General features: G+C 54.8%; 29 protein-coding genes. 22 read left to right on the forward strand and 7 right to left on the reverse strand.

Annotated features, from left to right (window positions below; genetic code table 11):
* The first annotated feature begins 85 nt into the window (after positions 1-85).
* The gene (locus tag FHS19_RS02185; RefSeq protein ID WP_312887137.1) at positions 86-718 is read left to right on the forward strand and encodes an SGNH/GDSL hydrolase family protein; all 633 of its coding nucleotides are present in this window, start codon (positions 86-88) and stop codon (positions 716-718) included.
* 63 nt (positions 719-781) lie between these two features.
* Here FHS19_RS02185 and FHS19_RS02190 read toward each other — a convergent pair whose 3' ends face one another.
* The 3 genes from FHS19_RS02190 to FHS19_RS02200 all read right to left on the reverse strand — a co-directional run bounded on the left by FHS19_RS02190 (position 782) and on the right by FHS19_RS02200 (position 4,022).
* Positions 782-1,450, reverse strand: a complete 669-nt coding sequence (locus FHS19_RS02190) for a tetratricopeptide repeat protein (RefSeq protein WP_183578019.1) — start codon at positions 1,448-1,450, stop codon at positions 782-784.
* 46 nt (positions 1,451-1,496) lie between these two features.
* A complete protein-coding gene (locus tag FHS19_RS02195) occupies positions 1,497-3,482 on the reverse strand; it encodes a GTP-binding protein (RefSeq protein WP_183578022.1) in 1,986 nt (661 codons plus the stop codon).
* Between the two features lie 114 nt (positions 3,483-3,596).
* On the reverse strand, positions 3,597-4,022 hold the full coding sequence (locus FHS19_RS02200) for a hypothetical protein (protein ID WP_221223817.1): 426 nt from the start codon (positions 4,020-4,022) through the stop codon (positions 3,597-3,599).
* Positions 4,023-4,258: 236 nt separating this feature from the next.
* On the opposite strand from FHS19_RS02200, the gene FHS19_RS02205 reads away from it, so the two are divergent.
* The 7 genes from FHS19_RS02205 to FHS19_RS02230 all read left to right on the forward strand — a co-directional run bounded on the left by FHS19_RS02205 (position 4,259) and on the right by FHS19_RS02230 (position 9,387).
* Positions 4,259-5,929 (forward strand): glycoside hydrolase family 13 protein, encoded by a 1,671-nt coding sequence (locus tag FHS19_RS02205; protein ID WP_183578025.1) that lies wholly within the window; start codon positions 4,259-4,261, stop codon positions 5,927-5,929.
* A gap of 189 nt (positions 5,930-6,118) precedes the next feature.
* The gene (locus tag FHS19_RS02210) at positions 6,119-6,709 is read left to right on the forward strand and encodes an HD domain-containing protein (RefSeq protein ID WP_183578029.1); all 591 of its coding nucleotides are present in this window, start codon (positions 6,119-6,121) and stop codon (positions 6,707-6,709) included.
* Between the two features lie 130 nt (positions 6,710-6,839).
* On the forward strand, positions 6,840-7,493 hold the full coding sequence (locus tag FHS19_RS02215) for an SGNH/GDSL hydrolase family protein (RefSeq protein WP_183578032.1): 654 nt from the start codon (positions 6,840-6,842) through the stop codon (positions 7,491-7,493).
* 54 nt (positions 7,494-7,547) lie between these two features.
* Positions 7,548-7,796: a helix-turn-helix domain-containing protein gene (locus FHS19_RS02220; protein ID WP_183578035.1), complete on the forward strand. Its 249-nt coding sequence runs from the start codon at positions 7,548-7,550 to the stop codon at positions 7,794-7,796.
* 156 nt (positions 7,797-7,952) lie between these two features.
* Positions 7,953-8,765 carry a glycoside hydrolase family 25 protein gene (locus FHS19_RS02225; RefSeq protein WP_183578038.1) on the forward strand — a complete coding sequence of 271 codons (813 nt, stop codon included), beginning with the start codon at positions 7,953-7,955 and terminating at the stop codon, positions 8,763-8,765.
* Between the two features lie 122 nt (positions 8,766-8,887).
* Positions 8,888-9,001, forward strand: a complete 114-nt coding sequence (locus FHS19_RS34545; protein WP_192714767.1) for a sporulation protein YjcZ — start codon at positions 8,888-8,890, stop codon at positions 8,999-9,001.
* 146 nt (positions 9,002-9,147) lie between these two features.
* Positions 9,148-9,387 (forward strand): YczO family protein, encoded by a 240-nt coding sequence (locus tag FHS19_RS02230; protein WP_183581508.1) that lies wholly within the window; start codon positions 9,148-9,150, stop codon positions 9,385-9,387.
* A gap of 230 nt (positions 9,388-9,617) precedes the next feature.
* Here FHS19_RS02230 and FHS19_RS02235 read toward each other — a convergent pair whose 3' ends face one another.
* Entirely contained in the window at positions 9,618-9,944 is a 327-nt protein-coding gene (locus FHS19_RS02235; protein ID WP_105443685.1) for an SPW repeat protein, read from the reverse strand.
* Between the two features lie 143 nt (positions 9,945-10,087).
* Positions 10,088-10,453, reverse strand: a complete 366-nt coding sequence (locus FHS19_RS02240) for a hypothetical protein (protein ID WP_183578041.1) — start codon at positions 10,451-10,453, stop codon at positions 10,088-10,090.
* Positions 10,454-10,814: 361 nt separating this feature from the next.
* Here FHS19_RS02240 and FHS19_RS02245 point away from each other — a divergent pair, with 361 nt between their 5' ends.
* The 3 genes from FHS19_RS02245 (at position 10,815) to coaD (ending at position 12,765) form a co-directional block, all read left to right on the forward strand.
* Positions 10,815-11,165 (forward strand): WGxxGxxG family protein, encoded by a 351-nt coding sequence (locus FHS19_RS02245; RefSeq protein WP_246426399.1) that lies wholly within the window; start codon positions 10,815-10,817, stop codon positions 11,163-11,165.
* A 507-nt stretch (positions 11,166-11,672) separates the two neighbouring features.
* A complete protein-coding gene (gene rsmD, locus FHS19_RS02250; protein ID WP_183578044.1) occupies positions 11,673-12,287 on the forward strand; it encodes a 16S rRNA (guanine(966)-N(2))-methyltransferase RsmD in 615 nt (204 codons plus the stop codon).
* The gene (coaD, locus tag FHS19_RS02255; protein WP_076168267.1) at positions 12,271-12,765 is read left to right on the forward strand and encodes a pantetheine-phosphate adenylyltransferase; all 495 of its coding nucleotides are present in this window, start codon (positions 12,271-12,273) and stop codon (positions 12,763-12,765) included. The genes rsmD and coaD overlap by 17 nt, the downstream gene beginning before the upstream one ends.
* Here the strand turns inward: coaD and FHS19_RS02260 are convergent.
* Positions 12,762-13,994, reverse strand: a complete 1,233-nt coding sequence (locus FHS19_RS02260) for a nucleoside recognition domain-containing protein (protein ID WP_183578047.1) — start codon at positions 13,992-13,994, stop codon at positions 12,762-12,764. The two genes, coaD and FHS19_RS02260, sit on opposite strands and share 4 nt — an antisense overlap.
* A gap of 84 nt (positions 13,995-14,078) precedes the next feature.
* Here FHS19_RS02260 and FHS19_RS02265 point away from each other — a divergent pair, with 84 nt between their 5' ends.
* The gene (locus tag FHS19_RS02265; RefSeq protein ID WP_246426400.1) at positions 14,079-15,137 is read left to right on the forward strand and encodes a SepM family pheromone-processing serine protease; all 1,059 of its coding nucleotides are present in this window, start codon (positions 14,079-14,081) and stop codon (positions 15,135-15,137) included.
* On the opposite strand, the gene FHS19_RS02270 is transcribed toward FHS19_RS02265, so the two are convergent.
* On the reverse strand, positions 15,127-16,359 hold the full coding sequence (locus tag FHS19_RS02270) for a nucleotidyltransferase (protein WP_183578050.1): 1,233 nt from the start codon (positions 16,357-16,359) through the stop codon (positions 15,127-15,129). The two genes, FHS19_RS02265 and FHS19_RS02270, sit on opposite strands and share 11 nt — an antisense overlap.
* Positions 16,360-16,537: 178 nt before the next feature.
* Between FHS19_RS02270 and FHS19_RS02275 the strand changes: the two genes are divergently transcribed.
* From FHS19_RS02275 to rnc, 10 genes are all read left to right on the forward strand, one after another.
* The gene (locus tag FHS19_RS02275; RefSeq protein WP_183578053.1) at positions 16,538-17,047 is read left to right on the forward strand and encodes a YceD family protein; all 510 of its coding nucleotides are present in this window, start codon (positions 16,538-16,540) and stop codon (positions 17,045-17,047) included.
* 61 nt (positions 17,048-17,108) lie between these two features.
* Positions 17,109-17,282, forward strand: a complete 174-nt coding sequence (gene rpmF / locus FHS19_RS02280) for a 50S ribosomal protein L32 (RefSeq protein WP_036645943.1) — start codon at positions 17,109-17,111, stop codon at positions 17,280-17,282.
* A 228-nt stretch (positions 17,283-17,510) separates the two neighbouring features.
* Entirely contained in the window at positions 17,511-18,107 is a 597-nt protein-coding gene (gene fapR, locus FHS19_RS02285) for a transcription factor FapR (protein ID WP_183581349.1), read from the forward strand.
* The gene (gene plsX, locus FHS19_RS02290; RefSeq protein ID WP_183578056.1) at positions 18,091-19,089 is read left to right on the forward strand and encodes a phosphate acyltransferase PlsX; all 999 of its coding nucleotides are present in this window, start codon (positions 18,091-18,093) and stop codon (positions 19,087-19,089) included. Before fapR ends, plsX begins: the two co-directional genes overlap by 17 nt.
* Before the next feature lie 11 nt (positions 19,090-19,100).
* Positions 19,101-20,090: a beta-ketoacyl-ACP synthase III gene (locus FHS19_RS02295; protein WP_144025357.1), complete on the forward strand. Its 990-nt coding sequence runs from the start codon at positions 19,101-19,103 to the stop codon at positions 20,088-20,090.
* A gap of 118 nt (positions 20,091-20,208) precedes the next feature.
* Positions 20,209-21,147, forward strand: coding sequence for an ACP S-malonyltransferase (fabD, locus tag FHS19_RS02300; protein ID WP_183578059.1), 939 nt, complete (start codon positions 20,209-20,211; stop codon positions 21,145-21,147).
* Positions 21,148-21,192: 45 nt separating this feature from the next.
* Positions 21,193-21,942, forward strand: a complete 750-nt coding sequence (gene fabG, locus FHS19_RS02305; protein ID WP_183578062.1) for a 3-oxoacyl-[acyl-carrier-protein] reductase — start codon at positions 21,193-21,195, stop codon at positions 21,940-21,942.
* A 99-nt stretch (positions 21,943-22,041) separates the two neighbouring features.
* A complete protein-coding gene (acpP, locus tag FHS19_RS02310) occupies positions 22,042-22,275 on the forward strand; it encodes an acyl carrier protein (RefSeq protein WP_019638123.1) in 234 nt (77 codons plus the stop codon).
* Positions 22,276-22,403: 128 nt separating this feature from the next.
* A complete protein-coding gene (gene fabF, locus FHS19_RS02315; RefSeq protein WP_183578065.1) occupies positions 22,404-23,642 on the forward strand; it encodes a beta-ketoacyl-ACP synthase II in 1,239 nt (412 codons plus the stop codon).
* 12 nt (positions 23,643-23,654) lie between these two features.
* Positions 23,655-24,362, forward strand: a complete 708-nt coding sequence (gene rnc / locus FHS19_RS02320) for a ribonuclease III (RefSeq protein WP_183578068.1) — start codon at positions 23,655-23,657, stop codon at positions 24,360-24,362.
* The last annotated feature ends 148 nt before the right edge of the window (positions 24,363-24,510 follow it).

Raw genomic sequence — 24,510 nt, forward strand, 5'->3', positions numbered from 1 at the left:
CGCGCATGGTCCCGTTTCGCTCCCGGGCCCGAATACATATACTGCAGTATGCAGCTTATGAGTCAGAAGGGGGGCGAAGGCTTTGGTGTATTCATACACCGCGATAGGGGATTCATTGACCGTCGGTTTTGGAGCCTTGCCGGGAAACGGTTTTGTTCCAGTGTATCGGGGGATGGCGGAACAGCATGTAAGAGCTTTTGTGTCCTACGAAAATTTTGGCGTAAACGGGTTGACGACGTCAGGCTTGTATGAGCACATCAGCCGGAATGGAGCGATGCGGCAGGCGATCAAGCAGGCGGAGATCATTACGATCTCGATTGGGGGCAACGACCTGATCCGGGCGGCCAAAAGCGCACCGTTCGGCTCGAAGGCTTCCCAGCATTTCAACCAGGCGCTGAGCCAATGCAAAACGAATGTGTCCGGAGTTCTCCGCACGATCAACCAATTAAAAGGCGGGGGCCAGAGTCCCTACATTATCCGCGTCGTAGGCTTGTACAACCCGTACCCGCAGGTTGAAGAGGCGGGTTACTGGGTACAGCAGTATAACCGTTTTTTAAACGGAAACGCCGGTGGAAACCTGGGGGTCGCCAACATTTACGGTTCCTTTCAGGGAAGGGAACGGGAACTGCTGTCGCTTGACCATCTGCATCCAAACGGCAGGGGGTACCGGGTGATTGCGGAGCAGCTTAACGCGTTGGGTTACCGGCCTTTGGCCTAAATCGCCCGGCAGCAAAAAAACAGACCCGTCCGCCGGGTCTGTTTTTTTGCTGCAGTATAAGGCTCACTTGCGAAGCATGCTGAGGACGGCCCACTTCCGTTCCTGACGTTTTTTGTACTTGGGCAGCGCCCGGTACAGGTCGATCGATTCCTGGAACGCCGCTTTGGCATCCTGACTCCTGCCGAGGGATTTGTACATCATCCCGAGCAGGTAGTAGCCCTCACAGGAGGAGGACTGAATCTGCTGGAACTCCTGCACATAGCTCACGGCCTTGGCGTGGTCGGTGTTCTTATAAATATCCGCCAGCCTCAGATAAGGGCGGCCGTATTTGACGCGCGGGTTCAGCTCAAGCGCTCGCAGGATGTGCTGTTCGCCCTCCTGGATGCGTCCCAGCTTGAGCTTGATGGTACCAAGATCATCCCAATATTCGGCGGACTCCTCGGACTGGGTTTCGATGGATTCCAGCAGACGGAGCGCCTCGGCATACTTTTTCCGTTCGATCAGCAGGCGGGCGAGCTCGTGCTTGGAAGAGACATCGCTGGGGCTCATCGTCACGTGCGCTTTCAGCTTGGATATCCGGCTCATCCGTTTAAAGGGTTTGGTCACGCTCGGAAAAATGCCTACAAATTTTCTGTCCAGCAAATAGACGATGATCAGCAGGACAAGGATGGCCAGGAAGGGGTTTCCGAGCAGCCGGGCCAGTATGAAAAACAAGGCGATTTTAATAAACATAAATCCTCCTTTATGAAAAACGCCGGACCAGGCTGCAGCCAGCAGCCTATTGGCTCGACAGTGCGCTTCGTACGCTTAAAATGTATTTCGATTGATCCAGCGGGTTGACGCCCCGTCTCTGGCGAGCGGCATTGGTTTCCGGCGGGGCTTCCTGATATCCGGCAAAAGAGGACGCCATCACGCCGCGGCCGCCGGTCATCGACCGCAGCTTCACCGGAAATTCGAGCGAAGTCGCCGCCGGGATGATGCCTTCGACCATAAAGCGTCCGTGCAGGATGGAAGGCGGCTCAAATTCCGCGCGCATCTGCACCAGGTCGCTGAGGATCTTGCCCCCGTATTCCTCAGGGGTAGTGATGCGAAACCGAAGCATCGGCTCCAGCAGGGTCGTGCCCGTCGCAGCCAAGCCGTTCATGATGCCCATCGGCGTTGCGACGACAAAATCGAGCGGGTGCGTATGCCACACATGATGTTCTCCTTCAACGAGGGTTACCCTGAGGTCGGTGACCTCCCAACCCCGGAGCCCCTGCTGCAGGGCCTCCGGGACGCGCCGCTCCACCTCGTTCTGATAGCTCGTCAGCAGATCTTCGCTCCGTACCCGGGAGCTGTATACGAGTCCGCTCCCGCGGGGGAGCGGTTCGATCGTGAACCGGAGCACGGCCCAGCACGGCTTGGGCATTGTATAAGCGATAAAGCCTTCGCCGGCTTGGCTTGGCGTTTCCTTATAAATAACGGAAGGCTGGCCGAACCGGACCTTCAGGCCAAAACGGCTCTCCAGCTGGCTGGACAAAATTTCGAGCTGGATGGAGCCCATCACTTTAAGATGGAGCTCCCGCTCGTTGGGCAGCCACTGCAGGTCAAGCAGCGGATCCTCGTCGGTGAGCTCCTGAAGCGCCTCCACCAAGTCCTGGTAACGCGCTTCTTCCTCGGCCTGTACCTGAACGGTCAGCAGCGGTACGGCGATGGAAGGGGAAGGGGGGATGCGCTCGATGCTGCCCAGAATATCGCCGATCTTGGATTGGGACAGGCCGTATACCGCGGCGATATCGCCGGCATGCAGCTCCCCCAAATCTGCGAATTTGCGTCCGTCCATTTTCCGGATCTGGGTTACCTTTTCCTGAACGTCCTGCGTCAGATTGCGGATGGCATCCCTGTTTTTCAGGGTGCCGTTATAGAGCCGGACGTAGGCGGCGCGTCCCATCGTTTTGTCCCGTTCGATTTTGAACACGATGCCCGCCAGCTCGCCGTCGCTATCGCCGGTTGGCCCGGGCAGATACGCCGCGGCATGATCCAGCAGCTCCCGGATGCCGATGCCCCTCTGCGATGAGCCGAAGAGCACGGGGAACAACCGGCCCTGCCGGGTCAGTCGGGCGAGCATGCTCCGCAGCTCATCCGGCTCAATCGGCTCACCTTCGATAACCCGCAAAAGCAGCTCTTCATCCATATCTGCGCAGGCCTCTACCAACTGTACGTACTCCGGGCGTTCAAGCTCCCCATCCTTAGCAGAATCCAGAATGGAATGCATACCGGCAAAATCCTCCGCTTCGCCTATCGGCATCTGAAGCGGGACGGCATGCGGGGAGAGGAGCCGCTTGATTTCGTCCATGACGGAAGCGGCCGACACGCCAATCCGGTCCATTTTGTTTACGTAAATTAACGTCGGGATGTTTAAGGATCGGAGCGCATGCCATACCGTTTCCGTTTGGGACTGAACGCCTTCGGCCGCGGATACGATGAGAATGGCCCCATCCATGACGCGCATCGTCCGCTCCACCTCGGATAGAAAATCGACGTGGCCCGGCGTGTCGATGACGTTAATATGTATGCCTTTCCAATGAAGCGTGGTCGCGGCGGCACGCACGGAGATGCCCCGCTCCCGCTCGACTTCGAGCGAATCGGTCAGCGCCGTTCCTTGATCCACGCTGCCCAGTGTGCGGATCGTGCCGCTCTCAAAGAGCATATGCTCGGTTGTGGTCGTTTTACCTGCGTCGATATGGGCAAAAATGCCGATATTTCTCGTTTCTTTGTTCGTCATAGCGCTGATGCCACCCCGTATGCTTCGAATTATAGTGACTCTATTATAGCATGGGGGGACGAACCGCAGTTTTTTTTACGCGAATTCGAGGACTCCGGAAGAATGAAAGTGGTTTTACTTTTTAGAAATTTGAAAGGTAAATTTCCATACGGCCTGGTTACCCGAATATCGGCCCCGGTTTTCCGTGACCGTCACTTTCATCTCCACCTGTTGGGTTTTCTTTGTCAGCGTGCTGACTTTAATCGTTTTCTGGGCTTTGGCTTTGTCCGGGACCTTGTCCTGTTCTTCCGCGTAGGCGTACAGGTTGATCGAACTCACGTTTTTGAAGGCGACCGAACCACCTTCCTCCACTTCCTTGCCGTTCACCGAAGCTATGTAATACCACTCATTGCCGACATGCTCATTTTCAACCAGCTGAACGCTCACCAGTTTGACGTTCCAGCCGGAACCGGCCGCAGCCAAGGCAGGTGTGGCGCCTGCAACCACGAACAACAGAACGGCAGCGATCCATAAGCCTAATTTTTTGATGAATGAATCCATTGTGTACCGCCTTTCGCTACAGTCCATGTAGAGCTTCTTTTAATAAGGGAGACCCCTATCGTACTATAACCCCTTTTGTTAAATTGTTCCATATCGAATTTGGGGAAGAAAGAGTACGGATTAAACGCTGTTTCGTTATAGGCTGTCCTGGTTGGGGTAAGCATAAAAGGATGGAATTCCGCTGCCGCGATAATGGCTCTGGCGGTATATATGCAAATTGGGAGGAATGACGAAATATGGAACGCACGTGGTGGAAAGAAGCCGTCGTGTATCAGATCTATCCCCGCAGCTTTAAAGACAGCGACGGCGACGGGGTCGGCGATATTCAAGGGATCGTGTCGAAGCTGGATTATTTGCAGGAGCTGGGAGTGGACGTCATCTGGCTCTCTCCGGTCTATAAGTCGCCGAATGACGATAACGGTTACGACATCAGCGATTACCTTGAGATCATGGATGAGTTCGGCACGATGCAGGATTGGACACAGCTGCTGGACGGCTTGCACGAGCGCGGAATGAAGCTGCTTATGGATCTGGTCGTAAACCATACCTCAGACGAGCATGCCTGGTTTGCGGAATCCCGCTCATCCCGGGACAACCCTTACCGTGATTATTATATCTGGCGACCCGATAAAAGCGGGAATACGCCGCCGAACAACTGGAGGTCCTTTTTCAGCGGCTCGGCCTGGAAGTATGACGAAATGACCGGTGAATATTATTTGCACCTGTTTTCAAAGAAACAGCCCGACCTGAACTGGGACAATCCGAAGCTTAGGCAGTTGGTGTACGAGATGATGACCTTCTGGCTGGATAAAGGGGTGGATGGCTTCCGAATGGACGTCATCAATTTGATTTCCAAGGTGCCGGGACTTCCAGATGACGGGGAGGACGGGCTTGGGGACGGCAGTCCTTATTTTATGAACGGGCCGCATGTGCATGATTATTTGCGGGAGATGAATGAGCAGGTTCTGTCGAAATACGATGTCATGACGGTTGGGGAGACGCCGGGCGTATCTGTGGAGGAAGCCCTGAAATATACCGGAGCGGACAGAAAAGAGCTGCAAATGGTGTTTCAATTTGAGCATATGGACATCGATGCAGGCGACGGCGACAAATGGGCCGTGGTCCCTTGGACGCTGCAGAAGCTGCGCGGCGTGCTGCATAAATGGCAGACCGGCCTGGCGGAGGACGGGTGGAACAGTCTGTACCTCAACAATCATGATCAGCCGCGGATGGTGTCGAGATTCGGCAATGACGGTGAATACCGGGTTCCTTCGGCTAAAATGCTGGCTACGCTGCTGCACACCCTTAAAGGCACACCCTACATTTATCAGGGTGAGGAGCTTGGCATGACGAACATCCAATTTTCCAGCATTGAGGACTACCGGGATATTGAAATTTTAAACATGTACGAGGAACGGGTCACGCAGGGAAATGCGGATCCGGGAACGATCATGGAGGCGATCCATACTAAGGGAAGGGACAATGCGAGAACGCCGATGCAGTGGAGCGCCGGGCCCAATGCCGGGTTTACGACAGGTACACCGTGGATCCGGATTAATCCCAATTACCGGGAGATCAACGCGGAAGCGGCGATGGGCGATCCGGATTCGGTCTTCCGCTATTATCAGCGGCTGATCGCTTTGCGCAAGCAGAATCCCGTGATGGTATACGGGGATTACCGGCTCCTGCTGGAGGATCATAAGCTGATTTATGCGTATACCCGGACTTTGGGCGAGGTGACATGGCTTATCGCTTTGAATTTTTCGGAATCGGCTGCGGTCCTTGAACTTGATGGCAGGTACAGCGGCATAAAACGGGAGCTGATCATCGGCAACTATCCCGGGGACGGAATGGAACCCGATCGGCTGCGCCCATATGAGGCAAGAGTCTACCGGATGTTCACGTAAGGTTTAGCTTCTAAAAGAACAGGCTTATGATTGAGCATATCTTGCGATAAAGGAAAGGGTCCCGGCCATGACCGGGACTTTTTTTGTTAGAGGGAGAAAAGAAGTGCAAGGAATGCCCCAAGCGGGCCCGTTTTGTCATGGGCTGCAGGATATGATATGTTCGTCCTAACGTATAGGAGGTTGTTAGCCATGAATGAACGTTTGAACCGGCAGATCGAGTTTATCAGGGAGATCGACAAGCTGAAGACGATCTACCGCCAGTCGTACCTGATGGACAAATCCCGGCACGAAAATGATGCGGAGCACACCTGGCATATTACGCTCATGGCCTGGCTGCTTGAGGAGCATTTGGATCAGCGGAAGGTAAACCTGCTCCGGGTCATGAAAATGCTCCTGGTGCACGATTTGGTTGAAATCGATGCAGGAGACACCTTCGCTTATGATGAGCAGGGCCAGGAGGGGAAATTCGAGCGGGAAATGGCCGCGGCCAAGCGGATCTTCGGGCTTCTGCCCGTGGATCAGCGTGATGAAATGCTGGCCTTGTGGCTTGAATTCGAGCAGCGGGAAACCCTGGAATCGCGTTATGCGGCGGCCATGGACCGGATCCAGCCGCTGCTGCACAATTATTTTACCGGGGGAAAAGCGTGGCAGGAACATGGCGTCGCGGCAGACCGCGTCCGGGCGCGGGTCGTTTTTTTGCAGGAGGACCTCCCGGACTTGTATTCGCTGGTTCAGCACTTGATCGACGACGCGGTCAAACAGGGGTATCTCCGCTCCTGAAAGCGAACAGAATAAGGGATTTTTCGGTATAGACGGTCCCCGCCAATGTGATAGAATGATAGTAACTGCTAAGCGAACTGCGATCTACATATTACTTGCCTGAACGCAAAAAGGAGAGGGACTAAAAGCGATGAAGCTGAGCCAAAATGATACATTACTCTTTATCGGGGATTCCATTACGGATTGCGGCCGCGTCCGGCCGGTTGGGGAAGGCGGCTTCGGCCAGCTGGGCAGCGGTTACGTCGCCCAAGTCGACGCGCTGATGAGTGCGGTATACCCGCAGCTCAACATCCGGGTGCTGAATACGGGAATCGGCGGAAATACCGTCCGCCATTTGAAGGAGCGCTGGGAGAGCGACGTGCTCGATTTGAAGCCGGACTGGCTTTCGATCATGATCGGAACCAACGATGTGTGGCGCCAATTCGACCGCCCGCTGAATCCGGATCAGCATGTATATTTGGACGAATATGAAGCGACGCTGCGGGAACTGGTACAAACGACACGGCCGCAGCTGAAGGGACTCGTCTTGATGACTCCGTACTACCTCGATCCGAACGTGGATGATCCGATGCGTGCTACGATGGACGTCTATGGGGCTGTCGTCAAAAAAGTCGCTGCTGAATTCGACGCCATCTTCGTTGATACACAGGCTGCTTTCGACGCGTTGTCGGAGCATGTTTACCTGTCTTCGCTGGCTACGAACTGGGACCGTGTCCACCCTGGATCCCGCGGACATATGACGCTGGCCCGGGAATTTTTGAAAGCGGTCGGCTTCAGCTGGTAAATTAATATTGAAAAAGTTGCCCTGCCTTCCGATAAATAGTTTGAGGTGATACGGATGGCCAAGAAGGGGCAAGTTTTTAGCTCATACAGCCTGGATACCAAACGGAAGGCCGTACATATGCGTCTTCAAGGGATGACCAAAAAAGAAGTGGCTGCCGCATTAGGCATCGCCGATATCGGCCGGTTAAAGGTATGGATGAGGAAGTACCGCGAGTACGGGGAATCCGGGCTCATGGATCAACGAGGCCGCTCAAGGGAAACGCTGACGATCGATCGGCCCTTGGCGGAACCGGTTCAGCATTAATTTCGGGGAAGAAGCTCCAATTTGAGACGGGGCTTCTTTTTTTTGTGCGGAATGGCCGGGCCGGAGCACATTTTGCAAATGGGTCTGGATTGTCCATACGTTTGTGCATTTATGACATATGGATAAAATATGGTAATACGAATGGAGGTGTTGTCAGTGCAAAGCCGGAGCGCAACCCACGCCAGAGGCATAGATGTGTCGCATTGGCAGGGCATCATCGATTGGAAAAAGGTCCGCGGCGCGGGATATTCGTTTGCCTTTCTTAAAGCGACGGAGGGATCCCGGATCGTCGACGACCGCTTCCGCGCCAACGCGCAGGATGCCAGAAACGCGGGGCTTCTCGTCGGAGCATACCATTTTACCCGTGCGGCCTCACCGGACGATGTTAAGAATGAGGTGGATCATTTCCTCCAGGTGATCGATAGTGCCGGGGGGTTGTCCGCGTTCAAGCTTCCGTTTGTGCTGGATATCGAAACGAAGGAGGGCCAGACCAAGGCGCGGATCAGCCAGATCGTGAATACTTGGGGAACCCAATTCAAGCAGCGGACTGGCCGGACCCTGATGATCTATACGTTTCCGAGCTTTATCGATTCTTATCTGGATTCGTCGCTCGGCGCTTATCCGCTGTGGTATGCCTATTACAGCAGCGGTACGCCAGCTAACAAAGCGGGCTGGAAAGCCTGGGAGTTCATCCAGTATACCAACAAGGGCAAAGTGCCGGGAATCAGCGGCGACGTTGACCTGAACGAGTATAAGGGAAGCGAGGCGGAATTAATGGCAGCATACAGCAATCAAACGCCGAACACCGGCGGGACAGCTCCGCAATGGAAGGAATCGGGAAGACAATGGCTGATCGACCAGGTGGGAATCAGTCCCGACTGGAAGGCCGAAGATCCGGTCGATATCGGGACGCTCGGCAGCATTTTGCTCAAGTATACCCAGAATGTCCTGGGCAAAAAGCAATCCTGATGGGCTAACGTTCCTTCCTCGAAAAATAGGCTGTGCCCCGCCCTGAAAATTGGGTCTTTGACCAGACCATCGGGAGCGGGCTTTCATACCTTAAGAGTATGAAACCGGAGGGAGGGAATGAAATGAGCGGAGTCGTTGGAGGTTATGGCTGCGGCGTAAATCCTTTCGCATCGACAGGTGCAATTTTGGTCCTCTTTATTTTGTTGGTCATCATTACCCGTTCTTTCTGGATATAACATCAACAAAAATATAGTTTGCTCACCTGTTTTTGGCGTCCTGCCGGGGACAGGTGGCTTCTCCAGTTACAGCCGTACTGACCCTAGCCATCGGGCGTGATTCATTTTTAGGCAGCCGGGTATTTGTACTCCAAGAGGTGATAAATATGGATAAGGAGTACAAGGACCGGAAGGAGCCCGTGAATCGTGATGAAAACGAAAAGCATGCCGGCATGGACCATCCGGAACAGTATGCCACCGACCGCAAAAGCTTGTTCGACCGCTTCGAAAGTGAACGCAACGTGGATCCGATCCCCGTTGAGGATTTAACCGAAAATATGAAGGACGAGCAGGATAAAGAGCACACCAAAGATTCCTCCTCCAGCGAAAAGAAATATCGTCCGTGACAACCCGTCCTTCTCTAAGGGATCGGTCAGGAAAAGAAAAAGCGCAGGTTCCTCCCGCATAATGGGACAAGCCTGCGCTTTATTATGCTCTGGGCTGCAGCGTTTGCTTATGGTGCCTGGTGTTGGCTGATCTGGCTTCTATATCTTAGTGAGTAGAAACAACAACTTAACTTGCTTGCTACACGAGGGCTGTTCTAAAATACGCGGATCCGCGTATTTTTTGCTTGGGCTTAATCCTTGGCGCCCATCGTGATCAAATTGAGAAGCACCGTTACGGCACCAAGAATAATACTGGTCCATAATGCACTTGTATCTACGGAATAAACGAAAGGGAATACGATGAACCAAACTCCGGCAAGAAGCGAAATCCAATTTTGCCAGGATCCCCATCCCGAACTCGAAAACGCCCACAATGAGGCGATCAGCTGAACGGCTCCGATAATGACGCTGGTCCACAATGCGCCGTTATCGTCTGAGAACCCGAAAATCCAGGGAGCGATAATAAACCAAATGCCAATCAGAGCGACGATCGTGTTGTCTACGCTTCTGAGCTTCATACACACACCTCCGGTTATAAATTGCCAACATCAGGATACGTAAAAATCATATGCAAATAATTCCAGTTCATGACCTGCTGCACAAATTAACATCCGGGGTCAGTTGGACCTTACAAACCGGTAACGCTTACGGCCGAACTCCTTCATTGGCTGAACGGCGGGATGAAGTATTCCCCGTCATCCTGCACATTGCCGAATGGTTCGCGGTGGCCGCCAGGACCCCCGCCGTGTCCTCCGCCGGGGCTTCCATAGCCCCCTCCTCCGTGATAACCGCCATGACCTCCAATGCCCGGATAGCCTCCATGGCCGCCAAAACCGTCGTAATGCCCGCCATGTCCGTATCCCCCGTACCCTCCGTATCCGCCAAAATAGGGAAAGCCCCAGGATGGTCCGTAAGGGTATCCAGCATAAGGATAAGGATATGGATACGGTGAATAGTAAGGATAAGGATAGGGATAGGGGGATGGATAGGGATAATAGGAATAAGGGGATCCAGCAGTATAAGACATTTTAACGCCTCCCATTCTCAACTATGGAAACAGCGTATGCCGGGAGGAGAAAATCGTGATAAATGCCCTGTAAAAATGGGCGGATGTCCCGTAACCAAACAGACATCAAAAATTAATACTGGCATAATGCTGTTTTAATGTTTCATTCACAATTGGTTTGTATATTTATATATATAACCCCCTTTGATATATATAGTACGGAATGGACCCTGCCGGCCTTGGCGCCGTAACAGGGTCATTTTTTTTTAAAACGGCAAATACAAAAGATTCCATGGGATGAAATAGATACGGGCTGCGGGCTGTATAGGGGAAATCTCATTGGGGAAACTTACGATTGAAGTCAAATACCTGGAGGTGAAAAATGATGAAGAAGCGTATCGCTGCAGCCCTGCTTACAGCCTGCATTTCCATGAGCGTTTCCGTACCCGCTTTTGCGTATGGCCATGGTACAACCGGTACCGGCACTGGAACAACGGGAACTACGGGAACATACAACACGACAGGTACTTATGGTACCAACAACACGAACGGAACCTATGGCACCAACGGTATGAACAATACTTACGGCACCTACGGTACCAACAACGGATATAACAACGCGATCCGTACCAACGCAGCAAATGACAACAACGACATGGACTGGGGATGGCTTGGACTTCTTGGCCTGCTTGGATTGATTGGACTCCGCGGCAGAAACCGCGAGCACTCCTAAGCGACTCGGCATCCCGTAATCAAGCAAAAGCACCCTTGCAGATTCAGCGATCTGACGGGGTGCTTTTTTTTCTGGCCAAAAACGTACCGCACAAGTGCAGAGTGTTCAGATTCAAATACAATCAATCGGATGTGAAACCAAATAAAATTGGGCGCCCCTTGCGGGACGCCCTCATGGGAGAGGAGAAACCGGACGAAGAGCTTATGGGGAAACGTAAGCTTACTCCGCGGTTGTCTACGACATTCGTTTGATGTCGATAATTTAAGCATTCCCAGGCGGCGATGTTTTATACATTGCTTTTCCAAAAAAGATGAAAAATCCCTTCAGGGCCATTTTTCAAACTTGCGGGGATTGTGGTACGATATCGTCATAATTGCGTATTCCGCAAAATTCGATATCCCTCGCGATATTAGGGCATGATATGACGCCGGAAGGATGAAGAATAACGGAATATGGACAAGATCAAGTGAAACCGCGGTTTCATCGATAAGAATGGGTGAAAAGCAAGTGAGAGTTGTTTCGGGAAGCGCAAAGGGCAGACCGCTGAAGGCGGTGCCGGGTATGGGGACCCGGCCGACGACCGACAAGGTCAAGGAAGCGATTTTCAGTATGATCGGGCCTTATTTTGACGGAGGGACCGTTCTCGATTTATTTGCGGGAACCGGGGGATTGGCAATCGAGGCGCTCAGCCGAGGTATGGAACGGGCGGTGCTCGTCGACATGGACCCGAAGAGCATCGAGACGATTCGGACGAACCTCAAGGCGACCAAGATGGAGGGACAAGCGGAAGTGTACCGGAACGATGCGGTCCGGGCGCTGAAAGCTTTGGAAAAGCGGGGGCTGGTCCTAGACGCTGTTTTCCTGGATCCGCCGTACCGGATGAAGAACGGAGATGAGCTTATGCTCCTTATGCAGGACAAGCATATGCTGCGGCAAGGTGCGGTCATTGTTCTGGAGCATGAGTCGGGCTACGAATACCCCGCCGAGTTCGGCTCTTTTACCTGCATCCGGCATGCGGTGTACGGCGAAACAGCCGTATCCATCTATAGATACGAAGAACTAACAGCGGATTCGACAGACGACGATCCGCGGGCAGGAGGGCAAGATGAGCGAAACGAATAGCAAGCAGCGCATTGCCGTTTATCCGGGCAGCTTCGATCCGGTGACCATGGGGCATCTCGACATCATCCAGCGGGCCGCGAAGCAGTTTGACGTGCTGATCGTTGCCGTGCTCAACAACCGGAGCAAAAACCCGCTGTTTACGGTAGAAGAGCGGATGGATTTGATCCGGCAGGTGACCGGGCATATCCCGAATATCGAAGTGGACAGCTTCCGCGACCTGACGGCCAACTATGTGCGGCAAAAGAATGCCCAGGCCATTATGCGCGGCATCCGTTCCGTCACCGATTTTGAATACGAGATGCAGATGGCGTCGACCAATCATAAGCTGAACCCGGAAGCGGAGACCGTCTTTATGATGACGAATCCGAAGTACTCCTATCTCAGCTCAAGCATCGTCAAGGAGATCGCCGCTTATCATGGCGACGTGACGGATCTGGTTCCGCCGGAAGTGGAGAAGGCGCTGCGCAGTAAATTTTAACGCCGGACCGTTTTGGAGCGCCGGGGAACCACAATCAGAAGAAGGATCAAGGCCCCGAGGATGGAGGCGAACAGGAGTCCCTGCCACTTCAGCACTTGGGGCAACAGCAGCCACAGATCCTCTATCGGGGCGCGGCTGACGTTGAACGGGCCTCCCTCGGAATAAACGGGATGTATGCGTCCCGACAATGCAGCGAGCGGGGCCCATGACAACCATGTCAGGGCAAAGGCATACGCGCCGTGAAGAATCCGGGTCCAGACCATGGGCGTAAGCGGAGCCCCGGTTTTGCGGATCAGGGACATCGACTGAAGCAGGGCGCTGATGCCGCTGAATCCGAGGAGAGCGGACAGAACGGACCACTGCAGCGCACCGGAAGCAAACGCGGCGGCACTGATGTCCCGTGCTCCCAGATGGACCTCGAACAAGCCGGATAACGCGTAATCCGGAATCGGAAACCGGGTGGTCGTCACCCGGCCGACAATTTGGATGACAACGGAGAAAATAATGATGTAGCCGCCGATCATCATCAGCACCTGGACGGCATGCGTGACGGAATCGCCCAGCAGCCGGCCGAAGCTGCGTCCGTCTTTGGCGCGGGCTTCCTCCGCCGCCTGAAGGACACGGACGAACAGCGGGGCGGGCTTGCCTTCCAGCCGCTGCTGCCGGAGCTTGTCTGACGCAGGGGCGGCGCCTTTCGTTTTGACGCGACGGTGGACGGTCAGATAGGCCAGGATGCCGGCGATCCAATGAACGGCGATCAAGCCGTAGCCCAAGGCCGGATCGTGCATCAGACCTGTGGCTACCACGACGAGAATCATCACCGGGTTGCAGAAGTGGGATAAGGCCGCGAGCTTGCCCGCTTCTTCGGCCTGAAGGCCTCCCTGGGCGTGAAGCTGCTGAACCGCTTGGGCACCGCCCGGAAACCCGGTCGTCAGCCCCATGGCCATGACCCATCCGCCGGTGCCGGGCAGCCGGAACAGCTTCTTCATCAACGGTTCCAGAAAAGCGCCCAGGGCGCTCACCCAGCCGTACGCGATCAGAATTTCCGACAGGACGAGAAAAGGCAAAAGCCCGGGAAACACGATTTTCCACCATAGGTTCAGACCTTGAAGGGAAGCCTGAAAAGCCGGGGCGGGGGAACTGACGATACCGGCCACGAGAGCTGCTGCGCACGCTCCCAGCATAAGCGTCATGGCTTTGGGAGAAGGACGATGCGTCTTTTTTTTCATGATTTTCACCTCTTAAGAGTAAACATAGCTAGTACCCAATCTATGCGGGGAAGACAACCATAAGACCAGGGAGCAGGGATGGGAATGAAAGAAGGCAACCATATGAGACAGCCGCGCAGAAGAGAGGGCTTGCGCCTTCTGCTGTACATTTTCGTGGTGGCGGTCATGGTATACGTGTGCGTTTATATGCCGACGCCATATATTATTTATCAGCCGGGCAGCGCCAACGAGGTGAAGCCGATGCTGTCGATCGCCAAAGGGGACACGGAGGAACGCGGAACCTTCATGATGACGACGGTGGCGGCAAGTTACGCCAATATCGCCATGCTCGTCATGTCCGTGTTCAACCCGAACGATGAGGTAGACAAAAAGCAGGCGAGACTCGGGGATTTGAGCGAGGATGAGTATGCGGCGGAGCAGGTCTACATGATGAGCGATTCCCAGTCTTCCGCCATGGAGGCGGCTTACCGGGAGGCCAAGGTTCCGTTCAGCATTGTTCCTGAGTATCTGTTTGTGTTCTCTACGCCGGACGATTCAGTGAACAACCAATATTTCAAGCCCGGAGACCGCATCGAGAAGGTCAACGGCAAGCCCGTCCCGGACAACACGGCACTCGCCGACATTCTGAAAACGATGAACGTGGGTGATGAGGTCACCGTCAAGCTGCTCCGGAGCGGGAAAACGCTGGAGGAAAAGCTGAAGCTGATTCCGATCAAGGATGAGAAAACGGGAGGCACCCGTGCCGGGCTCGGTGTGACCATTGCGACGATGCAGGCGGTCAAGACAAAAGATCCGGGCCATCAGGTCCAGTTCAAGGATACGCGGATCGGAGGGCCGTCCGCCGGGCTCATGTTCTCGATGGAAATCGTGAACCAGCTGACGCCTGGGGATCTGACCAAAGGCTACCGGGTCGCGGGCACAGGCACGATCGACAAGAGCGGCACCGTCGGGGCAATCGGAGGCGTCCAGCATAAGATTGTGGCGGCGGACCGGGAGAAGGCGGACATTTTCTTCGTGCCGAAGGATAACTATAACGAGGCGAAAGCCAAAGCCGATCAGATTAAAACAAAAATGAAGCTGGTTCAGGTCAGCACCCTCGAGCAGGCGATGGACTATATGAACCAGCTTCAGGCTAAATCATAACCGGCGGCTGCATATAGTCGCGGTACCAATCGTCCGGCGACGGTGCCGCATATGCATTCGCATACGCCGCCGCCGCCCGGAGATCCAGGTCCAGCTGATCATGGGCCAAGGCGGACGGCTTCATTACCACGGGTAAGGAGGCCGTCTTTTTCATTTGTTTGAGCAGAGCCTGTCCCGTCTGATTGAATCCGAGGATCCTCAAATAGCCGGGACCTTCTGCAAGACGAGCTGGAGCAAGCTGTTCCTTCGTGTGCCGAAGCAAAATATGCACCAGCATCCGCTGCAGCTTCGTATGAGTATAGCGCTTCGTCTTTAAGGCGGAGAGCAGGCCTGCCACATCGGTTCCCGGCAGGGCTGGCAGCAGCTTGCCCAGGCGGTGCTCCAGCCCTTCCGTCACTTCGTGCAGGGCCGCGAGCTGCTCCGGAGGCGTGGTGAGCAGCAGGTGTAGAAGCGGCTGCCGGAACGATTCCCAGGTGATCGGCCCGCGTCCGGCGGCAAATTCCCGCTTCAAAATGGCGAGCGTCGAGGCTGGCACATATGCGGCGGCCTCGTCAGGGGACGTGCCGAGCAGCATGCGTCGCACCGCGGTAGCGCTGGCTATATTCGTATGCCCCGGCGCTTCATCGTGATATCCCGCGTGAATCCGCGGGATGGTATAGGGGCGCATGCGGCTGCCGAGGCGCTCGAGCCCGATCAAATAATGCAGGCCGAGCGTATGGTTCGGCTTATGGAGCAGCTGGAGAATATCCTCTTTCCAGCCGCCGCTTCCCGCCAGAGCTTCAGCCGCTGCCGCGTAGGCGGAAGGATAGCTCATCCCCTGGCCCAGATAGTTCGCGATATGGCCTTGAAGCTCTTCGCTTTCGTGCGCCAGCATACGGGCCAGCGGCTGCAGCACCTCCAGCGTCCCGCTTTCGGTTCCGAAGCAGACGCTGTCGACGACACCGGTGGCGTTCAGCAGGGCGACGGCGCCGTAGGCAAACCATTCGGCGGGCTGAACGGCATAAGCGGCCGGCAGCTCGATCACCAGGTCGGCACCCATGGCCAGCGCCATTTCGGCGCGGGCGTATTTGCTGACGATCCCCGGCTCGCCCCGCTGCAGGAACGGCCCGCTCAGCACCGCGACGGCATGCTCGGCACCCGTCACTTCCTTGGCTCTGGTATAATGGTGGACGTGGCCGTTATGTAAAGGATTATATTCGACAATCAGGCCGACTGCGGACATGGTCTTCAGCTCCATCGTTTCATTTTAGGCACCCGTGGTTAACGGCTGTTATAAAATATATCATAAAACGAATGGCATCCAGTCACAATAAGGGGGGAAACGTAAGGTCAAGGTGAAACTATTGACAAAGTTCCCCGGAAATCGGTATAATAATTTTTGTTTGTTTGGAGTGATGTATATGCACTTTCAATTCAGAAAAATGGCAGCCAGCAGCGAGCCGCTGCAGCTCCGTCAGCAAGTGGATGTAAGTCCGCTGCTTAAAGGACTGGGTGACATCAAGGCGGACGGACCGCTCACAGCGGAACTTACGGCCTCTTATGTCGGTCCGGATACAGTGGATGTTCAAGGCGAGTTATCCGTACAGCTGGACATGTCCTGTTCACGCTGTCTGACACCGGTGCATGAACATTTGGATATTCCATTCCACGAGCAGTTCAAGCTTAAGAAGCAGCCTGAGGAAGCCGAGGACGATGAAGATGAAACCATATATGTGGACAACGAGACTGTGGAGCTCGTCCCTTACGTGGAGGAATCCTTTATCCTGAATCTTCCGATGACCGTAGTGTGCAAGGAATCCTGCAAAGGACTGTGCCCTACGTGCGGAAGAGACTTGAACGAAGGTGCCTGCGGTTGTAACAATGAAGTGGTAGATCCACGGCTTGCAGCGCTAAAAGACTTTTTCAAATGAGCATGAATGCATTCCTCCGGGCCCTTCGGGCCCCGGTTGATTGAAATAAGGAGGTGGGAACATGGCAGTACCTCAACGGAGAACGTCCAAAACACGTCGTGACAAGCGTCGTACTCACTTTAAACTGGCAGTGCCGGGCATGGTGAAATGTGAACAATGCGGAGAATTGAAGCTTGCTCACCACGTATGCAAAGTGTGCGGAACGTATAAATCAAGAGAAATCATTTCGCAGTAATGCCAAAAACAATCAAGTAGTACTTCATCTTTGGTGAGGTGCTATTTTTTTTTGTCACTTTCTTTTTGACCCGTCATGCTTTATACTACATTAGTACCAGGTTCTAATGAAAACTGTCCGGATTGATTCTTTTTTCCTGTGAATTCTATTGACGAACTTCATAGACTGTTCGTGTTCCACATTCATGGACGGACAAGACATGACAGGGAGGTGCCTCACATCGAACGGTTGCCCAAGAAGCAGCGGCATCAGCAGCTTTTGAAGATTATCGAACAAAATCCGTTTGTGACCGACCGTGAACTGACGCGGGAGCTGAAGGTCAGCATTCAGACGATCCGGCTTGACCGGATGGAGCTAGGCATCCCGGAACTGCGGGAACGAATGAAGCAGATGGCAGAGCACTCCTATGATCAGGTTCGCTCCTTGCAGCTTGATGAGGTTGTCGGGGAAGTCGTGGATCTGCAGCTGGATAAGAGCGGCATTTCCATTTTTGAAATCTCGGAAGAGCATGTGTTTTCCCGAAACCATATCGCCCGCGGACACTATGTGTTCGCCCAGGCCAACTCGCTGGCGGTTGCTCTGATTAACGACGAGATCGCTTTGACCGCATCGGCGGACATCCGATTCCTGCGGCAGGTTCATCTTGGAGAGAAGTGCATTGCCAAAGCCTACGTCCGGTCTATGGCCGGCCAGAAGGGTAAGGCCAAGGTTGAGGTGTTCACGTATGTGGGCGAGGAAATGGTATTCCAGGGGAACTTTCTGATATACAGATCGACGGGCGAGGATAACAGCGAAGGAGGAGTACAGTATGCGGATCGCCATTGATGCCATGGGTGGTGACCATGCGCCGGAGTGCAACGTGGAAGGAGCTTTGGCCGCTGCCGCCGAATGGAAAGATACGCAGATCGTTCTGGTCGGGGACGAGCAGCGGCTGCTGCCGCTCCTGAAGCAAGCCGGAGGGACGGTTCCCTCCAATCTGACGGTCCATCATGCGGGTGAAGTGATCGAAGCCGAGGATGAACCGGTCAAGGCCGTCCGGCGCAAGAAGGATGCTTCCATGGTCGTGGCGGGACGGATGCTGAAGGAGAAGCAGGCGGAAGCCATGATTTCGGCAGGCAACACGGGAGCGCTGATGACGACCGGGTTGCTGGTTGTCGGGCGGATGGAGGGGATTGAGCGTCCGGCTCTGGCCCCCATGATCCCGACGCTTGACGAAGCAGGTGTACTGGCCCTGGATCTTGGAGCGAATATGGACGCAAAGCCCGAGCATTTGGCGCAGTATGCGCTGATGGGCAGCCTGTACCGCGAGAAGGTCATGGGCGTGAAGAATCCACGGGTCGGCCTGCTGAACGTGGGCACCGAGCCAGGGAAAGGAAACGAGCTTACCAAGCTAGCGTTCCCGCTGCTGCAGGAGCTTCCGATCAACTTCATCGGCAATGTGGAAGCCCGGGATATTATGCTCGGGAGCTGCGACGTCCTCGTGTGCGACGGATTTGCCGGCAACATTTTGCTGAAGGCCGTGGAAGGAACGGCCGGCGCCATGTTCAAGCTGCTGAAGGAGCAGTTCACCCAGAATATGCGCAGCAAGCTTGGAGCCGCCCTGCTCATGCCCCAGCTGCGCAATTTGAAAGGCAAGCTGGACTACAAGGAGCATGGAGGCGCCCCTCTGCTCGGCCTGAGCGGACTCGTCGTCAAGAGCCACGGCTCGGCAGACGGCAACGCCATCAAGAACGCGGTCCGGCAGGCCCGCGTTGCACTGCAGAATCAACTGGTTGAGAGTATATCCAAGGAAATCAGCGGGAAGTGAGTGACAAGAGAATGGAAAAATTACGTTCAGTAGGCATCATCGGCACAGGCAAATATGTTCCTGAGAAAATATTAACCAATAGCGATCTGGAAAAGATGGTAGAGACGAACGACGAATGGATCGTCTCCCGCACCGGGATCCGCGAGCGGCATATCGCTTCTCCGGAACAAGCGACTTCGGACCTGTGTTATGAAGCGGCCCTGAAGGCGCTGGAGTCCGCTGGGATGTCGGCTGAAGAGCTGGACCTGATCGTTGTCGCAACCATCACCCCGGATACGTTCTTTCCGTCAACGGCCTGCATTCTGCAGGACAAGCTCGGCGCCAAGCAAGCCGCTGCGTTCGACCTGTCCGCGGCCTGCTCCGGCTTCGTTTACGGCCTGGCGACGGCGAGCAATTTTATCAAGACCGGCATGTACAACAATGCTTTGGTCATCGGCGCGGACACGCTGTCGCGGATTACGGATTATACCGACCGCAACACCTGCGTGCTGTTCGGTGACGGCGCGGGAGCCGTCATCTTGGGCGAAGTTCCGGAAGGCCGGGGATTTCAGTCCTTCGACCTCGGAGCCGAGGGGGCCGGCGGTACGCTGCTGAAGCTGGAAGCAGGCGGTTCCAGACTCCCGGCGTCGCAGGAGACGCTCGAAGGCAAGAAGCATTACATTTATATGAACGGGCGCGAAGTGTTCAAATTTGCGGTCCGTGTCATGAATACGGCCACGGAGGACGTCCTGCGCAAGGCCGGCAAAACGAAGGCCGATATCGACCTGTTCGTGCCGCATCAAGCGAACATCCGCATTATTCAATCCGCCATGGAACGTCTGGATCTGTCGCCGGATAAATGCGTCATCAACGTAGATAAGTACGCCAATACGTCGGCGGCTTCCATTCCGCTCGCGCTGGTAGAAGCGGCGGAGGAAGGCCGGATGAAGGAAGGCGACTGCGTGCTGATGGTCGGCTTCGGCGGAGGATTGACCTGGGGGGCATCCGTGCTGATTTGGTAATCATATGATTCATTTTATTTGGTTGATGAATCGATAGCTTACTAAGTTATGGATTGGCTTATCTAAGCGAATACAATAGAAGCTTTGCATCAAGAAGTATACGAGAGGAGCCTGAGCAATGGGGAAAATTGCGTTTGTGTTTCCCGGACAAGGGGCCCAATCCGTCGGAATGGGTAAAGATTTCTATGATGCGGTTCCCGCTTCCCGCCGTATTTTCGAAAGCGCGGACAAGGTGCTGGGATTCCCGATGACGAATATGATTTTTGAGGGTCCGGACAGTGAGCTGAAGAAGACCTTCAATACGCAGCCTGCGCTCTTGACCGCCAGTGTTGCGGCGTTTGAAGCTGTACGCGAACAAGGTATTTCTCCTGATTTTGTTGCCGGACACAGCCTGGGCGAATACAGCGCTCTGGTGGCTTCCGGCGTGCTTAGCTTTGAGGATGCGGTAGGAACGGTCCGGGCGCGCGGCGAATTTATGGAGCAGGCGGTTCCGGGCGGACAAGGGGCCATGGCCGCCGTGCTCGGTGCCGAACGCGAAGCGCTGGCCGAGCTGTGCCGCAGCATCACGGCCGAAGGACATCTCGTGGAGCTGGCCAACCTGAACTGCCCGGGGCAGATCGTCGTCTCCGGCTCGAAGGAGGGCGTCGCCCTTGTGGGTGAGCGCGTGAAAGAAGCCGGAGGAAAAAGAGCGATCCCGCTTGAGGTAAGCGGACCTTTCCATTCCTCGCTGATGAAATCGGCTGCCGAGAAGCTGGGCGGGAAGCTGCAGCCGCTTCGCGTAGACGAACCGGCCATTCCCGTGATTGCAAACGTGACGGCCCGTCCGGCCGCGTCTGCGGAGGATATCCGCGGGCTGCTGGTGGAGCAGGTATACTCTCCCGTGCTGTGGGAGGATACGGTGACCTACCTGATCTCCCAAGGGGTGGATACGTTTGTCGAGATCGGTCCCGGTAACGTGCTGACCGGATTGATCAAAAAGACGGATAAATCCGTCAAGCTGATGAACGTAAGCAGCCTGGACAGCCTGGAGACACTCAAGGCCAGTCTGCAACAATGATTACGCAATAAACTTTGGGTATACTCTAGGAAAGGAGGAATGGGCATGTCTAAGCCTTTACAGGGACAGACAGCACTCGTTACCGGCGGTTCCCGCGGGATCGGCCGCAGCATCGCGCTCGCGCTGGCCGAGGCCGGAGCAAACGTAGCCGTCAACTATTCAGGCAGCGAGGCCGCCGCCAAGGAGGTTGCGGAGCAAATCCGCGCGCTTGGCGTGGAGGCGATCACTATCCAAGGCAATGTCGGTAAAAGCGAACAGGCTGAGGATCTCATTAAAGAAGTCGTTGCAGCGTGGGGCAAAATCGACATTCTGGTAAATAATGCGGGGATTACCCGGGATAATTTGCTGATGCGCATGAAAGAGGAAGAATTCGATCAGGTGATCGAAACGAATCTGAAGGGCGTGTTCAACTGCCTGAAGGCGGTCAGCCGTCCGATGATGAAGCAGCGCTACGGCCGGATCGTCAACATCTCATCGGTCGTCGGCGTTCTGGGCAACGCCGGGCAGGCCAATTACGTCGCCGCCAAAGCGGGGGTAATTGGCCTAACCAAATCGTCTGCGCGTGAGCTCGCCTCGCGTGGCATCACCGTAAACTGTGTCGCTCCAGGTTTTATTGATACCGATATGACACGAGAGCTGCCTGAGGATCTCCGGGCGAAGATGCTGGAAGATATTCCGCTCGCCCGCCTCGGACAGCCTGAAGAAATTGCCAAAGTCGTGGTTTTCCTAGCGACGGAAGGGGCATCCTACATGACAGGGCAGACGCTTCATGTGGATGGCGGTATGTACATGTAATACCGGAAATCTAGGAAAAACAGCGAGATAACCGTTTTCATTGCCTCTATGGCATTTTGAAAACTTTTCTCGTATAATACCAAAGAGGAGGTGAACCGGATGTCCGATGTATTGGAGCGTGTAAAACGCATTGTCGTCGATCGCTTGGGTGCTGACGAGGCCGAGGTTACACTGGAAGCATCTTTTAAAGATGATCTTGGTGCTGATTCTCTCGACGTTGTTGAACTGGTGATGGAATTGGAAGATGAATTCGATCTGGAAATCTCTGATGAAGATGCAGAGAAAATTACGACCGTAGGTGAAGTTGTAAACTACATACAATCTCATACCTAAGTCATTTGATAAGTCCCGTACTGCTTTTACAGGCGGGACTTCTCCTCATTTTCCAAGTGAATCGGCTTTACAAATAGGATGATTGATTGATTGATTTTGCAGATGCTGTCTATATAGAGGTGAACTTATTGATGCACAGAGTGGTTGTTACCGGGATGGGCGTTGTTACGTCACTGGGCCACGATTTGGACACTTTCTGGAATAACCTCATGGAAGGCAAATCCGGCGTGTCTCAGATCGAATCCTTTGATGTCACCGACTACCCGACACAGATTGCCGCTTCGGTGAAAGACTTTAATCCCGAGGCGTTTATGGACCGGAAGGATGCGCGCAAGATGGACCGATTCGTCCAGTTTGCCGTTGCCGCCGGCAAAGCGGCCCTTGAGCACAGCGGGCTGGATATTCAGAGGCAATCCGACCCGAACCGGGTGGGCGTATCCATCGGTTCCGGCATCGGCGGTCTCGGAACATGGGAAGACCAGCATAACGTTTTGCTGGAGAAGGGACCGAAGCGGGTCAGCCCGTTCTTCATTCCGATGATGATTGCGAACATGGCCTCCGGCCAATTGTCAATCATGCTGGGCGCCAAAGGCCCGAACACTACGCCTGTGACGGCATGTGCGACCGGATCGCACGCCATCGGCGACTCGTACAAGCTGATCCAGCGCGGCGATGCCGACGTGATGATCTGCGGCGGAGCCGAAGCGACCATCCGGCCGACGGGAATGGCCGGCTTTTGCGCTATGCGCGCCATGTCCACCCGCAATGATGAGCCTGAAAAAGCGAGCCGTCCGTTTGACACCGGCCGTGACGGATTCGTCATGGGTGAAGGTGCAGGGATTCTCGTTCTGGAATCGCTGGAGCACGCGCAAAAACGCGGGGCCAATATCATCGCCGAAGTGATCGGCTACGGCCTGAGCGGCGATGCTCATCACATGACTGAGCCCGATCCGGACGGACCGGCGCGCTGCATGTCTATGGCGATACGCGACGCGGGCATTCAGCCGGAGGACGTGGACTACATCAACGCACATGGCACGTCGACGCCGGTTGGAGACCGTTCCGAGACAATCGCGATCAAGAAGGCGCTGGGAGACCACGCGTACAAGGTTGCGGTCAGCTCGACAAAATCGATGACGGGCCACCTGCTGGGAGCGGCTGGCGGCGTTGAAGCGGTCATTTGCGGGCTGTCGCTGCAGAACCAGATGCTGGCGCCAACCATTAACTTGGACAACCCGGATCCGGAATGCGATCTGGATTATGTTCCGAACGTTGCACGAAAGGCTGATTTGGACGTTGTCATGTCTAACTCTTTCGGATTCGGCGGCCACAACGCCACTGTGATCCTAAAGAAATTCGAGCAGTAAGGGGACGATTTGTTGAGTGGAGATCTGAAGCAGTTACAACAGAAACTTCAAATCCAATTTCACAATCGGCTGCTGTTGAAGCAGGCTTTTACCCACGCTTCCTACGTCAATGAGCACCGTTTCAGCCAGCAGCAGGATAACGAGCGCCTGGAATTTCTGGGCGACGCCGTGCTGGAGCTGACGGTTTCCGAGTATTTGTACAACCTGTTTCCGAACCGGCCCGAAGGAGAGCTGACCAAGCTGCGTGCGGCGATCGTCTGCGAACCGTCGCTGGTGAAATTTGCCGAGCAGCTGGAGTTCGGGCAGTACGTTCTGCTGGGAAAAGGTGAAGAGCTGACCGGCGGGAGAACCCGCCCGGCCCTGCTTGCGGATGTGTTTGAATCGTTTGTAGGAGCGCTGTACCTTGACCAAGGCCTGGACGCGGCGCGGGCGTTTCTGGACCGCTACGTGTTCCCGCTGCTGGAAGAGGGCGGCAAAGTGCACATGAGCGATTTCAAGACAGAGCTGCAGGAGCTGACGCAGCACCATAACATGGGCGTTCTGGAGTACCGGATTGTGGAGGAACGCGGTCCGGCGCATGAACGCGAGTTTGTCTCCGAGGTGTATATGGGGAATGAGCGTGTGGGAAGAGGATCGGGCCGCTCGAAGAAAGAGGCGGAGCAGCAGGCTGCGGCCGAAGCGCTGAAGCAGCTGAAGCTGGCCGGTAACGGCTCCCTATAAAGCATGGACAAACAAAGAGCAAAGAGCAGTCGCCTTTCGGATGGATGGCAGGAAGAGCCTTCAGACTGCTTTTTGCTCTTTATTCATTGGGAATATGCTTGTCCTCGCAAGCTGTGATGTTGTGGTATTATTAGGTTTAGAGGTGATT

It is taken from the genome of Paenibacillus rhizosphaerae (assembly GCF_014192015.1).
GTDB classification, from domain to species: domain Bacteria; phylum Bacillota; class Bacilli; order Paenibacillales; family Paenibacillaceae; genus Paenibacillus_AQ; species Paenibacillus_AQ rhizosphaerae.

Coding starts and splice junctions, on each gene's coding strand:
- FHS19_RS02190 (WP_183578019.1), bottom strand. CDS start 1,450: ATGTTTATTAAAATCGCCTTGTTTTTCATACTGGCCCGGCTGCTCGGA.
- FHS19_RS02195 (WP_183578022.1), bottom strand. CDS start 3,482: ATGACGAACAAAGAAACGAGAAATATCGGCATTTTTGCCCATATCGAC.
- FHS19_RS02200 (WP_221223817.1), bottom strand. CDS start 4,022: ATGGATTCATTCATCAAAAAATTAGGCTTATGGATCGCTGCCGTTCTG.
- FHS19_RS02205 (WP_183578025.1), top strand. CDS start 4,259: ATGGAACGCACGTGGTGGAAAGAAGCCGTCGTGTATCAGATCTATCCC.
- FHS19_RS02210 (WP_183578029.1), top strand. CDS start 6,119: ATGAATGAACGTTTGAACCGGCAGATCGAGTTTATCAGGGAGATCGAC.
- FHS19_RS02215 (WP_183578032.1), top strand. CDS start 6,840: ATGAAGCTGAGCCAAAATGATACATTACTCTTTATCGGGGATTCCATT.
- FHS19_RS02220 (WP_183578035.1), top strand. CDS start 7,548: ATGGCCAAGAAGGGGCAAGTTTTTAGCTCATACAGCCTGGATACCAAA.
- FHS19_RS34545 (WP_192714767.1), top strand. CDS start 8,888: ATGAGCGGAGTCGTTGGAGGTTATGGCTGCGGCGTAAATCCTTTCGCA.
- FHS19_RS02230 (WP_183581508.1), top strand. CDS start 9,148: ATGGATAAGGAGTACAAGGACCGGAAGGAGCCCGTGAATCGTGATGAA.
- FHS19_RS02235 (WP_105443685.1), bottom strand. CDS start 9,944: ATGAAGCTCAGAAGCGTAGACAACACGATCGTCGCTCTGATTGGCATT.
- FHS19_RS02240 (WP_183578041.1), bottom strand. CDS start 10,453: ATGTCTTATACTGCTGGATCCCCTTATTCCTATTATCCCTATCCATCC.
- FHS19_RS02245 (WP_246426399.1), top strand. CDS start 10,815: ATGATGAAGAAGCGTATCGCTGCAGCCCTGCTTACAGCCTGCATTTCC.
- coaD (WP_076168267.1), top strand. CDS start 12,271: ATGAGCGAAACGAATAGCAAGCAGCGCATTGCCGTTTATCCGGGCAGC.
- FHS19_RS02260 (WP_183578047.1), bottom strand. CDS start 13,994: ATGAAAAAAAAGACGCATCGTCCTTCTCCCAAAGCCATGACGCTTATG.
- FHS19_RS02265 (WP_246426400.1), top strand. CDS start 14,079: ATGAAAGAAGGCAACCATATGAGACAGCCGCGCAGAAGAGAGGGCTTG.
- FHS19_RS02270 (WP_183578050.1), bottom strand. CDS start 16,359: ATGTCCGCAGTCGGCCTGATTGTCGAATATAATCCTTTACATAACGGC.
- FHS19_RS02275 (WP_183578053.1), top strand. CDS start 16,538: ATGCACTTTCAATTCAGAAAAATGGCAGCCAGCAGCGAGCCGCTGCAG.
- rpmF (WP_036645943.1), top strand. CDS start 17,109: ATGGCAGTACCTCAACGGAGAACGTCCAAAACACGTCGTGACAAGCGT.
- plsX (WP_183578056.1), top strand. CDS start 18,091: ATGCGGATCGCCATTGATGCCATGGGTGGTGACCATGCGCCGGAGTGC.
- FHS19_RS02295 (WP_144025357.1), top strand. CDS start 19,101: ATGGAAAAATTACGTTCAGTAGGCATCATCGGCACAGGCAAATATGTT.
- fabD (WP_183578059.1), top strand. CDS start 20,209: ATGGGGAAAATTGCGTTTGTGTTTCCCGGACAAGGGGCCCAATCCGTC.
- fabG (WP_183578062.1), top strand. CDS start 21,193: ATGTCTAAGCCTTTACAGGGACAGACAGCACTCGTTACCGGCGGTTCC.
- acpP (WP_019638123.1), top strand. CDS start 22,042: ATGTCCGATGTATTGGAGCGTGTAAAACGCATTGTCGTCGATCGCTTG.